The 12,310-nt window shown below is 71.0% G+C and carries 11 protein-coding genes; 3 read left to right on the top strand and 8 right to left on the bottom strand.

Features of this window, described 5'->3' with window-relative positions; all coding sequences use genetic code 11:
- Positions 1-251: 251 nt before the first annotated feature.
- The gene (locus tag ICC28_RS09610) at positions 252-914 is read left to right on the top strand and encodes a M23 family metallopeptidase (RefSeq protein WP_188288007.1); all 663 of its coding nucleotides are present in this window, start codon (positions 252-254) and stop codon (positions 912-914) included.
- A 13-nt stretch (positions 915-927) separates the two neighbouring features.
- On the opposite strand, the gene ICC28_RS09615 is transcribed toward ICC28_RS09610, so the two are convergent.
- A complete protein-coding gene (locus ICC28_RS09615) occupies positions 928-1,512 on the bottom strand; it encodes a TetR/AcrR family transcriptional regulator (RefSeq protein ID WP_188288008.1) in 585 nt (194 codons plus the stop codon).
- Between the two features lie 127 nt (positions 1,513-1,639).
- Here ICC28_RS09615 and ICC28_RS09620 point away from each other — a divergent pair, with 127 nt between their 5' ends.
- Complete coding sequence (locus tag ICC28_RS09620; protein ID WP_188288009.1) at positions 1,640-3,214, top strand: MDR family MFS transporter; 1,575 nt, start codon at positions 1,640-1,642, stop codon at positions 3,212-3,214.
- 190 nt (positions 3,215-3,404) lie between these two features.
- On the opposite strand, the gene cseC is transcribed toward ICC28_RS09620, so the two are convergent.
- The 5 genes from cseC to ICC28_RS09645 form a co-directional block, all read right to left on the bottom strand.
- Positions 3,405-4,739, bottom strand: coding sequence for a two-component system sensor histidine kinase CseC (gene cseC / locus ICC28_RS09625; protein WP_188288010.1), 1,335 nt, complete (start codon positions 4,737-4,739; stop codon positions 3,405-3,407).
- A 12-nt stretch (positions 4,740-4,751) separates the two neighbouring features.
- A complete protein-coding gene (gene cseB, locus ICC28_RS09630) occupies positions 4,752-5,456 on the bottom strand; it encodes a two-component system response regulator CseB (RefSeq protein ID WP_188288011.1) in 705 nt (234 codons plus the stop codon).
- A gap of 262 nt (positions 5,457-5,718) precedes the next feature.
- Positions 5,719-6,393, bottom strand: a complete 675-nt coding sequence (locus ICC28_RS09635) for a hypothetical protein (protein WP_188288012.1) — start codon at positions 6,391-6,393, stop codon at positions 5,719-5,721.
- Positions 6,381-6,920, bottom strand: coding sequence for a SigE family RNA polymerase sigma factor (locus ICC28_RS09640; RefSeq protein WP_188288013.1), 540 nt, complete (start codon positions 6,918-6,920; stop codon positions 6,381-6,383). The genes ICC28_RS09635 and ICC28_RS09640 overlap by 13 nt, the downstream gene beginning before the upstream one ends.
- A gap of 222 nt (positions 6,921-7,142) precedes the next feature.
- A complete protein-coding gene (locus tag ICC28_RS09645; protein WP_188288014.1) occupies positions 7,143-8,072 on the bottom strand; it encodes an A/G-specific adenine glycosylase in 930 nt (309 codons plus the stop codon).
- A gap of 213 nt (positions 8,073-8,285) precedes the next feature.
- Here ICC28_RS09645 and ICC28_RS09650 point away from each other — a divergent pair, with 213 nt between their 5' ends.
- Positions 8,286-9,131 carry a hypothetical protein gene (locus ICC28_RS09650; protein WP_188288015.1) on the top strand — a complete coding sequence of 282 codons (846 nt, stop codon included), beginning with the start codon at positions 8,286-8,288 and terminating at the stop codon, positions 9,129-9,131.
- A gap of 457 nt (positions 9,132-9,588) precedes the next feature.
- Here the strand turns inward: ICC28_RS09650 and disA are convergent, their stop codons facing one another.
- Together disA and radA are read right to left on the bottom strand one after the other, a co-directional pair.
- Positions 9,589-10,713 (bottom strand): DNA integrity scanning diadenylate cyclase DisA, encoded by a 1,125-nt coding sequence (disA, locus tag ICC28_RS09655; protein WP_188288016.1) that lies wholly within the window; start codon positions 10,711-10,713, stop codon positions 9,589-9,591.
- A gap of 81 nt (positions 10,714-10,794) precedes the next feature.
- The gene (radA, locus tag ICC28_RS09660; RefSeq protein ID WP_188288017.1) at positions 10,795-12,204 is read right to left on the bottom strand and encodes a DNA repair protein RadA; all 1,410 of its coding nucleotides are present in this window, start codon (positions 12,202-12,204) and stop codon (positions 10,795-10,797) included.
- Positions 12,205-12,310 lie beyond the last annotated feature (106 nt).

Raw genomic sequence — 12,310 nt, forward strand, 5'->3', positions numbered from 1 at the left:
TTAGTGGAAAGGTCCGTTCCGGCAAAAAGGACTTTTGCCACGGAACCCCTAGGGGGGATATGCCGTCATGGGGCTCTTCATCCCTGATGGGCGCTCTGTCAAGAAGCCGTCAGTTTTGGGATGAAGTACTAGGTTCGGTCGTAGATCGGTGTTTTGGGAGTCGGTGAGGGGCGGGGTTACCAAGGGATGGCCCATCCGGCGGCCGTCTGTGTGCCGGGTGGTTTTTCTGTCCCCGAAGCTCCGAGGTTCCGATGTCCCAGCGCGTCTCCGCCCGCTCTGCCCGTACGTCCCTGTTCCGCACCCGTGCCGCCGTCGTGGCCGGCGCCCTGAGTGCATCGGTCGTGCTGGGGGCGTCGGTCGTGCTGGGGGCCGGAGTCGCTACGGCGGCGGAGGCCACCTCGGCCAAGACCGCCACCTCGGCCAAGACCGCCGGCTCCGGCAAGGCCGCGGTCTCCGGCAAGACCGCCGGCTCCGCCAAGGCTGCCGCCAAGGCCGCCGGTTGGGTCAAGCCGGTGAAGAAGTACACCAAGTCCGCGAGCTTCGCCCAGGCCGGCGGCATGTGGCAGTCCACCCACAGCGGCCAGGACTTCGCCGTCTCCACCGGCACCGACGTCGTCGCCGCGCACGGCGGCACCGTCGTCAAGGCCGGCTCCAACGGCGCCGGCGACGGCCCCGCCTACGGCAACGCGGTCGTGATCAAGCACGGCGGCGGCACGTACTCCCAGTACGCCCACCTCTCGAAGATCGACGTGAAGGTCGGCCAGGTCGTCAAGACCGGCCAGCGCATCGCCCGGTCCGGCAACACGGGCAACTCCAGTGGCCCGCACCTGCACTTCGAGATCCGTACGACGGCGAACTACGGTTCCGCCATCGACCCGGTGTCCTTCCTGCGGGCCAGGGGGCTGGCGCTCTAAAGGGGCCGGCGCTCTAAACCTCCCGCGCGCCGCCGTGCGCCTGCGTCACCAGATCGACCGCGACCTCCAGGACGGCCTTGCGCTTGTCCTCGGGGTCGCCTTCGACATCCCGCAGGTAGAACATCCCGGCGTTCATCGTGAACAGGGCGCTGATGCAGCGGACCTTGTCGACCAGGCCCGCGTCCGGGTCGATGATGATCTCGCTCATGCCCAGCATGCGTTCCTTGAACATCTCGCCGATGCTCAGTTCCCGGACGGTGGCCTGGTTCTCCTGCATGAACCGGAACAGCGGTGCCGCTTCGCTCAGGGCGTCGCTGTAGCGCCGTACGATCTCCTGCTTGGTCTCCAGGGTGTGCGGCTGCCGCCTGCCCCAGTCGATCAGTTCCTCGATCGGCTTCGTCATGTCCTCGAAGAGGCTGACGACGATCTCTTCCTTGGTCTTGAAGTGGTAGTACAGCGCCGCCTTCGTGACCTCCAGGCGCTCGGCGATCTCCCGCAGTGAGGTCTTCTCGTAGCCCTGTTCGGCGAAGAGTTCGAGCGCCACGTCCTGGATGCGCTGACGGGTGTCCCCGCGGCGCCGCTGCCTGGTGCCGTCCATGCCGCCCATCCTCGTACTCCTCGCGCTTGCCAGAAACTTACTTGACGCCCGGCTAGTTACGCCTCTACCTTCCCTCAGTGTAGACAACTAGCCGGGCGGCAAGTAAGTAGCTGGGGGAGTGGGAGCCATGGCGGACGTACAGACCGCGGACGCGGTACCGGAGAAGCAGCCGAGGAGCGTACGGGTCGTCCTGCTCGCCCTCATGATCACGATGATGCTCGCGATGCTCGACAACATGATCATCGGCACCGCGATGCCGACGATCGTGGGCGAGCTCGGCGGACTCGCCCACCTGTCGTGGGTCGTGACCGCGTACACCCTCGCCACCGCCGCCTCCACCCCGCTGTGGGGCAAGCTCGGCGACATGTACGGGCGCAAGGGCGTCTTCATGTCCTCGATCGTGCTCTTCCTGATCGGCTCCGCGCTCAGCGGCATGGCCCAGGACATGGGGCAGCTCATCGGCTTCCGCGCCGTGCAGGGCCTCGGCGCCGGCGGTCTCATGGTCGGCGTCATGGCGATCATCGGCGACCTGATCCCGCCCCGCGAGCGCGGCAGGTACCAGGGCATGATGGCCGGCGTCATGGCGCTCGCGATGATCGGCGGACCGCTGGTCGGCGGCACCATCACCGACCACTGGGGCTGGCGCTGGGCCTTCTACATCAACCTGCCGCTCGGCGTGGTGGCGCTGGCCGCCATCAGCGCCGTACTGCACCTGCCGAAGAAGCGGGCGCAGGCGCGCATCGACTACCTGGGCGCCGGGCTGCTGACCGTCGGCATCACCGCGATCGTGCTGGTCACCACCTGGGGCGGCACCGAGTACGCCTGGACGTCCGCGCGGATCATGGAACTCATCGGGATCGGCGTCGCCTCCCTCGTCGGGTTCGCGTTCTGGCAGACCAAGGCCGCCGAACCGGTGCTGCCGCTGCACATCTTCCGCAGCCGCAACTTCACGCTGATGTCCGTCATCGGCTTCGTCGCCGGCTTCGTGATGTTCGGCGCGACCCTCTTCCTGCCGCTGTACCAGCAGTCCGTGCAGGGCGCGTCCGCGACCAACTCCGGGCTGCTGCTCCTGCCCATGCTCGGCGCGATGCTCGTGACGTCGATGGTGGCCGGACGGGTGACCACCAGCAGCGGGCGCTACTACGTCTTCCCCGTCGTCGGCAGCGCCCTGATGGCCGTCGGGCTGTACCTGCTGTCGACCATGGACACCGGGACCTCCCGGCTCACCTCCGGGGTGTTCATGGCCGTCGTCGGTCTCGGCATGGGCTGTCTGATGCAGGTCACCATGCTCGTCGCGCAGAACAGCGTCGAGATGAAGGACATGGGCGTCGCCTCCTCCTCCACCACCCTCTTCCGTACGCTCGGCTCGTCGTTCGGCGTGGCGATCATGGGGGCTCTCTTCAACCACCGCGTCCAGGACGTCATGGCCGAGCGGGCCGGGGCGCTGGGCTCCAAGGTGACCGAGCAGTCCGCCCAGCTCGATGCGGCAAGCCTCGCGAAGCTGCCCCCGGCGGCACGGGAGGCGTACCAGCACGCCGTGTCGGCGGGCACCCACTCGGCGTTCCTGCTGGGCGCGGCCGTGACGCTGGTCGCGCTGGTCGCGGCGGTGTTCGTGAAGGAGGTGCCGCTGAAGGGGGCGGGGCCGAAGACGGAGCCGGTACCGGAGGCCGAGACGGAGACCGTGGTGGCGGAGAAGGTCTGAGGCAGCGGCGGAGCCACTGGGACGGCGCTGGGGACAGCGCCCCGAAGGGGCGCGGGGAACTGCGCCATCAGCCCCCACCGGGCCGCAGGATCGGCACGGCCGTTGTCCCCCGGTGGCACCGGAAGATCGTCGACGAAGCGCAACGAGGAGCCGGACTTCTCGAAGGAGTCCCGCTGATCACCCGCCGCGCTCACGGCAGCATCGGATAGCTTCCGGTGTTCGTCGGCGCGTGCTCCGGCAGCCACAGCACCGCCACCGCACCCTCCGCCGGCACGTCCTCCGGTGCCCCCGCCGGACGGACGTTGCGGAACGTCAGCCGCGCGCCCAGTACCCGCGCCTGACCGGCCGCGATGGTCAGTCCGAGCCCGTGACCGCGGCCCGCGCGATCACTGCTGCCGGTGCGGAAGCGGCTCGGGCCCTCGGCCAGGAGCGCCTCGGGGAAGCCGGGCCCGTGGTCACGGACCCGGATGACCCGGCCCTCGACGGTGACCTCGACGGGCGGTCTGCCGTGCCGGGCGGCGTTGGCCAACAGGTTGAACAGCACGCGTTCCAGCCGCCGGGGGTCGGTGGTGACCTCCGACTCGTGCACCACGCGCACCTCGATGTCCGGGTCCTTCGCCGCGACCCGCCGGGTGATGAACTCGCCCAGCATGATGTCCTGCAGTTCCGCCCGCTCGGAGGCACCGTCGAGCCGGGCCACCTCCAGGACGTCCTCCACCAGTGTGCGCATGGCCTTCGCCCGGTCCAGCACCAGCTCGGTCGGACGCCCCGGCGGCAGCAGCTCGGCCGCCGTCAGCAGACCGGTCACCGGGGTGCGCAGCTCGTGCGCGATGTCGGCGGTCACCCGGCGCTCCGCTTCGAGCCGCTGCCGCAACGCGTCCGCCATCGCGTCCACCGCCCGCGCCAGATCGTCGGTCTCGTCCCGTACGACCCCGCCGACGGCGTCCCGCACCCGGACGTCGGTCTCGCCCTTGGCGACCTGGCCCGCCGCGGTCGCCACCCGGCGCAGCCGGCGTGACATCTGCCCGCCGATGAGCACCCCGAGCGCACTGCCCCCGAGAACGACCGCGATGGAGCCGATCACCAGGGCCTGGTCGAGGTCCTTCAGGATGTCGGCGCTGCGGTCGGTGAACCCGGTGCGCAGGGACAGCACCCGTCCGTCCTTGGCCGGTACGGCCGCCCAGATGTCGGGCCCGCCCGGCGTGTCGCTCACATAGGTCGCCCGGCGCCCCTGCTCGACCTTCGCCCGCAGCGGCTCCGGCAGATCCGGGGCGTCGATCTTGATGTTCGGAATGCTGCGCCGCCCGGACAGCTCGTAGTTGCGCTGCGCGGTCTGGATGTTCTCGTTGGCGAGATCGCGCGCGTTGTCCAGCATCGACACCCGGGCCGCGTTGTGCACGACCAGGCTGAGCGCGATCGCCACCAGCGCGCCCACCAGCGCGATGGCCGCGCTGAGCTTCCATGTCAGTCCGGTACGGATACCGGCCGCGCGCAGATCGGCGCGGCGCCAGGAGATCCCCCGCATGTCCCCGCCCCGCTAGGCCTTCAACTTGTAGCCGAAGCCGCGGACCGTCTCGATGCGGTCCTGGCCGATCTTCGTGCGCAGCCGCTGCACATGGACGTCGACGACCCGGGTGTCCCCGCCCCAGCCGTAGTCCCACACGCGCTCCAGCAGCTTGTCGCGGGAGAGCACGGTGCCGGGCGCCGAGGAGAACTCCAGCAGCAGGCGCATCTCGGTCGGGGTGAGCGCCACCGGCTGCCCGGCCCGGCGCACCTCCATGCCCTCGGTGTCGATCTCCAGCTCGCCGAAGGTCAGCACACCGCCGTCCGCCGCGGAACCGGTCTCCTCCGCACGGTCGCCGCCGCCGGCGTGCCCGAAGCGTCTCAGCACCGCCCGGATGCGCGCGACCAGCACGGCACCGTCGAACGGCTTGGTCACGTAGTCGTCCGCGCCCGCCTCCAGACCCAGCACCACGTCGATGGAGTCCGCGCGCGCCGACAGCATGATCACCGGCACGGTCGACTCGTCCCGGATACGACGGCACAGGCTGACCCCGTCGAGCCCCGGGACCATGACGTCGAGCAGCGCGATGTCGGGGCGCTTCTCCCGGAACGCCTCCAGGCCCGACAGCCCGTCGGGCATGGCGGTGACCGCGAAACCGACCCGCTCCAGGGCGAGCTGGGTGGCCTCGCGGATGACGTCGTCGTCCTCGACGAACAGAACGTGGGTCTGGTCTGCCATCCCGCTGCTCTCAGTCCTCGTGGTCGTGGCTTGGTGGTGGGCGTTCTACAGAAGATCGGGTGGGAGGGGCCGATCGGTTCACGCGGCCACCGGATCGCTTCTCCGCCGGATCGATTCTCCGTCTCTCCGCCGGACCTGTTCCCTGTCTCTCCGGGGGGCGGCTCCGTCGCTCGGTTCTCCGTCGGTCGGTTCTCCGTCGGTCGGTTCTGATCCGGTCGGTTCTCTGCCGGTCGGTTCTGAGCCGGTCGGTTCTCCGCCCGGCTCAGCCGGCCGGAACCGGCGACGGCTCGTCCCCGACGGACGCGCCGTAGTCGTTGTGCCAGAAGTACGTCTGGGTGAAGCGGTTCGCGGTCCACCGGTACGTGATCACGTTCTCGCCGGACGGACGCGACACCGGGTCGCCCTTCTCGTACACCTGCTTGCTCACCAACAAGTCACCGCGGTCGATCTGCGCATAGACGGGAGACTCCTCGGTCGCGAACACATTCTCGTACGAGCCGTTCGCCTCGCGATACACATACGAGCCGACCCCGATCTGGTCACCGCAGGTCACCACGTTGACGACGACATCGCTCGACGCTCCGCCGGTCAGGTCGCCGTAGCTCACGTCGATGGGGTAGTCGTCGGCGACACACGGCTTCAGCGCGAGCTTGACCTTCTCGGAGACCTGCGGGTCCTGCTTGATGATCCGTACGACGTCGGCCTGGTCGGGGCGCCCGCCGTAGGCCGACGGGGGCGACGACGACGGGGTGGCCACGACAGCGCCGGCCGCCGACTCGCCGTACGCCGGGCCCTCGTCGCGGGTACCGGTGCCACCGGTGGCGCAGGCGGCGACGGAAAGGGCGAGGGCGGCGAGCACGGCCAGCGCCGTGATCACCGCCTGCAGGGTCTTGCGGGCCCCTGTCGTCCCTGTGGCCTCGTCGGCTAGGCCGCGCAACGCTCCCGCTCCTCACGCTCCAGCGCGCGTGCGTCCAGATCGCGGCTCTCCAGCTCCTCGCGGAGCCGGGCGAGCGCCCGGTGCAGCGTGCTCTTGACCGTTCCGGCCGACATGCCGAGGGCGGCGGCCGTCTCCTCCGTGGACATCTGCTCCCAGTGTCGCAGCACGACCACGCTGCGCTGCTTCGGGGCGAGCACCTTCATGACGTCCATCAGCAGGGCGCGGTCCGCGTGCTGCTCGGTGGCGTCGTCCACCGAGGCGTCCGGGAGCTGCTCGGTCGGCACCTCCTCCAGCTTGCGGGCCCGCCACCACTCGGTCCGCGTGTTGATCATGACGCGGCGCAGGTAGGCGTCGGCGAGCCGCTTGTCCTCGATGGTCTCCCAGCGGCCGTACGTCCGGACCAGCGCCGTCTGGAGGAGGTCCTGGGCGTCCACGGGGTCCGGCACCAGTCGGCGGGCACTGCGCAGCAGCGCATCCTGCCGGGTGCGGACGTACTCCTCGAATTCGAGCACCTCGCCCTGCGCCATGTCGACCGCCTCCACATCCCCGTTTGACTTACCCAGCGCTCCTGTCGAGCACGGAAATGAAGCTACGGAGGCGTTGTCACGGGGCTGTGCGCAGCAGCCTGCGGCTGTCCGTCGGCTGTCCGTCGGTTGTGTAACGGAAGTAGGAAAGGGGTAAAGCGGTGCGCCGAATGATCGGCTTATGGGGTGGTTTGGCGGGTGGAACGGGTGCGGCCGAGCTGTGACTCAGGTCAACGGCAGCCGATACAAACCACCCGGCAGAGGCTCCACCAGTCCGTCCGCCACCAGTCCGTCCAGCGCCCGGGCGCGCTGCACCGGCTCGTGCCACACCCGGTCCAGCGCCGCCTGCGGCACCGGCGCGTGGGCCTCGCGCAGTACGGCGAGCAGCTTGCCGCGCACCTGGCGGTCGGTACCCGCGTAGGTCTGGCCGCGGCGCGGCGGCCCGTCGTGCTCCGGCTTGCCCGCGAGCCGCCACGCGCACTGCGCGGCGATCGGGCAGCGCGGGCAGGCCTCGTTCTTGGCCGTGCACACCAGCGCGCCCAGCTCCATGGAGGCGGCGGCCCAGCGTGCGGCGGTCGGCTCGTCCTCGGGCAGCAGCGCGCGGGCGAGCTTGCGTTCGGCGGCGGTGGTGGCGTTCGGCGGGTACTGCACGCCGGTGACGGCCCGGGCGAAGACCCGGCGGACGTTCGTATCGAGCACGGCGTGCCGCTGCCCGTACGCGAAGGAGGCGACCGCCGCGGCCGTGTACTCGCCGATGCCGGGCAGGGCGAGGAGCTGCGCGTGGTCGGTCGGTACGTCGCCGCCGTGCCGTTCCGTTATGGCGACGGCCGCACCGTGCAGCCGCAGGGCGCGGCGCGGGTAGCCGAGCCGGCCCCAGGCGCGGACGGCCTCGCCGGGGGCCTCGGCGGCCAGGTCGGCGGGGCGCGGCCAGCGGGCCAGCCACTGCTCGTACACCGGCAGGACCCGGTTGACCGGCGTCTGCTGGAGCATGAACTCGCTGACCATCACCCCCCACGGTCCGGCCTCGGGCCGCCGCCAGGGCAGGTCGCGGGCGTGTTCCTCGAACCAGTCGATGACGGGGGCGTGCAGGGGCTCTCCGGCGGGGGATCCAGTGGGGCTGCCGGAGGGGGCGTCGGGCTTCGTGGGCGCAGTCATGGCCTTCCGATCCTGCCATGACGGGGCGGCCGCGCGGTGGGACCGCCACCCCTGCGGGGGACGGCGGACGGTCTTCGGCGGCCGGGTGCGCTGAACGGCGGCTTGCGGAGGTGCGGGTTCCGGCCCGGGACCGGGATGATGATCCGGAAAAGTTGTGGCTCTTGGCGGCGGGTGGGGCAAGCGAACCCGCCGATCTCTCGTACAGTTTGCGCCGTGGGATCTCTGCGCAATCCGGTCGGGCCGCTTCCCTCCTCCATCTACTGGCGACGGAGGGCCGTACTGCTGTCCGTGGTCGCCCTGTTGGCATTGCTGATGGCCTGGGTGCTCACGACGGGCGGCGGCGGCAAGAACGGCGCCGACGGCACCAACGGCAAGAATCCCGCCCCTTCGGCGTCGACCATCACGCCGGGGCCCTCCGGCTCCGGACCGGCGATCAGTCAAGCGCCGGGCGGACGCGAGGAGTCGGGGGACGAGGACTCAGGTGGGGCGGGCGACGGGTCTGGCTCCGGGGACTCGTCCGGGAGCGGTGCGGGATCCGGTGACGGGTCTGACTCCGACTCCGGTTCCGGCTCCGGGGCCGACGGGAGTGCGGGCGGCGGTTCGGAGGGCGGTACGGGAGTGGGGGCGGGCGACGCCCTGCCCGCGGGCTCCTCGCTGCCCAACTGCACCGCGGGCGCCGTCAAGTTGGCCCTGCGCAGCGTCCGCAACACCTACGAGCCCGGCCAGACGCCCGCCTTCGAGCTCACCGCCGCCAATTCCTCCGACCGCGACTGCAAGGTCGATCTCGGCCCGAAGAACGCGGTGTTGACCATCACCCAGGCCGGCGCCGACGAGGACTACTGGTCCTCCGCCGACTGCCCCAGGACCGCCGCGCACCTCGTCTTCCGCGTCGCCGCCGACAGTGCCGTCACCTACACCGTGAAGTGGGACCGCAAGCCCAGCGCCCCCAACTGCGCCACCCCGCGGCCGGGTTCGGCCCCCGCAGGCACCTACCTCGTCGAAGCCACCGCCCCGGGCTTCACGAAGACCCAGACGTCATTCGTCCTGGAGAAGGACTGATCCAACGGCCGAGCGGCGAACTTGCCCCACAGTCATACGCCCCACTTGGTCCGCCGCCCACCCGCGCTGGCGGTACTACAGGGCCCGCTGAGCCTGCGGGCATGCGTGCCGACCTGCGCTGGCGCCCCCAGCCCACGCGGTTGAGCCCGGGGGCATGCGTGCCGCCTGGGTCGGGCGCCCACCCGTGCAAGCGGTACCGACCCAAGCCGCTGAGCCTGCGGGCATGCGTGCCGGCCTGCGCTGGCGCCCACCTATGCCAGCCCACGCGGTTGAGCCCGGGGGCATGCGTGCCGCCTGGGTCGGCGCCCATCCGTGCAGGCGGTGCCGACCCAAGCCGCTGAGCCTGCGGGCATGCGTGCCGCCTGGGGCGGCACGGGTGGGCGCAGGCGGCACCCCGTTGGCGCCGGGCCGCGCGACGCCCCGGCCTCAGCGGCAGCGCCGGGCACCCGCCGCCACGTCAGACGTACCGCTCCAGAATCGACGACTCCGCCAACCGGGACAGCCCTTCGCGCACACTCCGCGCCCGGGCCTCACCCACCCCGTCCACGGTCTGGAGGTCGTCCACACTCGCGGCCAGCAGCTTCTGCAGCCCTCCGAAATGCTCCACCAGCCGGTCGATGATGGCCCCCGGCAGCCGCGGCACCTTCGCCAGCAGCCTGAACCCCCGCGGCGACACCGCGGAGTCCAGCGCTTCGGGCGACCCGGTGTACCCCAACGCCCGCGCCACCGTAGGCAGTTCGAGCAGTTCCGCATGGGTCAGCGCATCCAGCTCGTACAGCGCCTCGTCGACCGTACGGGACCGCTTGGCGGTGGGCTCGGGAACGTAGTCCCGTACGACCAGCTCCCGCTCCGGCTCCACCCCGGCGATCAACTCGTCCAGCTGAAGCGCCAGCAGACGCCCGTCGGTGCCCAGCTCCACCACATACTCGGCGATTTCGGTCGCAATACGACGGACCATCTCCAGTCGCTGCGCCACCGCCGAGACGTCCCGGACCGTCACCAGGTCCTCGATCTCCAGCGCCGACAGCGTGCCCGCGACCTCGTCCAGGCGGAGCTTGTACCGCTCCAGGGTCGCCAGCGCCTGGTTCGCGCGGGACAGGATCGCCGCGGAGTCCTCCAGGACGCGCCGCTGCCCGTCGACGTAGAGGGCGATCAGCCGCATGGACTGGGACACGGAGACGACGGGGTAGCCGACCTGCTTGCTGACCCGGTCCGCCGTGCGGTGCCGGGTGCCCGTCTCCTCGGTGGGGATCGTCGGGTCGGGGACCAGCTGCACGCCCGCCCGCAGGATCTTCGACAGATCCGAGGACACCACGATGCCGCCGTCCAGCTTGCACAGCTCCCGCAGCCGAGTCGCCGTGAACTCCACATCCAGGACGAATCCACCCGTGCACATGGCCTCGACGGTCTTGTCGGAGCCGAGCACGATGAGGCCCCCGGTGTTGCCGCGGAGAATCCGCTCAAGGCCGTCGCGCAGGGCCGTGCCGGGTGCCACGGCGCTCAGTGAGGCGCGCATCAGGCCATCGGCACCGGAGCTCCCACCGGACTTTCCGGGAGCTGCTGCCCGGTCGTTGGCTGCCACTGCACTCCTCCGGTCGCAGGTTCTGGGGCGCTCCCGTTTCGCACACTTGGTTCGTACGGACGGGCGAGACCAGGGCAAAGTCTACCGGCGGTCCTCCTCGTCCCGTGGGGCCTCTCGGCGACGCGAGCGCGGAAGGACCCGCAGAGCGTCCCCTATGTCGGCGACTTCCAGCACCTTCATCCCGGGAGGGATCTTGCCGGGGTCGCCCGGCACGAGCGCGTGCGTGAAGCCCAGCCGGTGCGCCTCGGCGAGTCGGCGCTGGACGCCCGTGACCCGTCTGACCTCCCCCGCGAGGCCCACCTCGCCGATCGCGACGAGGTTCTTGGGCAGCGGGGTGTCGCTGGCGGCGCTGGCCAGCGCCAGGGCGATCGCGAGGTCCGCGGCGGGCTCCGAGAGCTTCACGCCGCCGACCGTCGCGGAGTAGATGTCCTGCTTGCCCAGGGCGCTGATCCGGCCCCGCTGCTCCAGGACGGCGAGCATCATCGAGACGCGGGAGGTCTCCAGGCCGGAGGTGGTACGGCGCGGGGAGGGGATCTGCGAGTCGACGGTGAGCGCCTGCACTTCGGCGACGAGCGGGCGGCGGCCCTCCAGGGTGACGGTCAGGCAGGTGCCCGGGACCGGCTCCGCACGACGGGTCAGGAAGAGTCCGCTCGGGTCGGTCAGGCCCGTGATGCCCTCGTCGTGCAGTTCGAAGCAGCCGACCTCGTCCGTCGCGCCGTAGCGGTTCTTGACGCCGCGCACCAGGCGCAGGCGCGCGTGCCGGTCGCCCTCGAAGTGCAGCACGACGTCCACGAGGTGCTCCAGGAGGCGGGGGCCCGCGATGGCGCCGTCCTTGGTGACGTGGCCCACGAGCAGCGTGGACATCCCGCGCTCCTTGGAGGCCCGGATCAGCGCCCCGGCCACCTCCCGCACCTGCGCCATGCCGCCGGGGGCGCCGTCGATCTCCGGGGAGGCCACCGTCTGCACCGAGTCGAGGATGAGCAGCGAGGGCTTGACCGCGTCCAAGTGGCCCAGCACGGCCGCCAGATCGGTCTCGGCGGCGAGATACAGGTGATCGTCGATGGCCTTGATGCGGTCGGCGCGCAACCGTACCTGGCTCGCCGACTCCTCGCCCGTGACGTACAGCGTGCGGTGCTCGTCACTGGCCGACTTGGCCGCGACGTCGAGCAGGAGGGTGGACTTGCCCACGCCCGGCTCGCCCGCGAGGAGAACGACGGCACCGGGTACCAGCCCGCCGCCGAGGACCCGGTCCAGCTCGGGCACGCCGGTGGAGCGTGCGGTCGCCTGACGGCCGTCGACCTCGCCGATGGGCACGGCGGAGGTGGTGACGCGCCCCGGCGCTGTCGTACGGACCGCGGGCGCGCCGTACTCCTCGATCGTCCCCCAGGCCTGGCACTCGGGGCAGCGACCGAGCCACTTGGCCGTCTGCCAGCCGCACTCGGTGCAGCGGTAGGACGGGCGCTCTTTGGCGGACTTCGTACGGGCAGCCATGCACGAACCGTAACCGCCGCCACTGACAACCGGGCCGCGCCCGCCGCCCGGGGCCCGGTGGCCACCGAGATCCAGCCAGCATCTGCTGCAAATCGGACACGGAACG

This window comes from Streptomyces sp. TRM68416 (assembly GCF_014596915.1).
Lineage (GTDB): Bacteria > Actinomycetota > Actinomycetes > Streptomycetales > Streptomycetaceae > Streptomyces.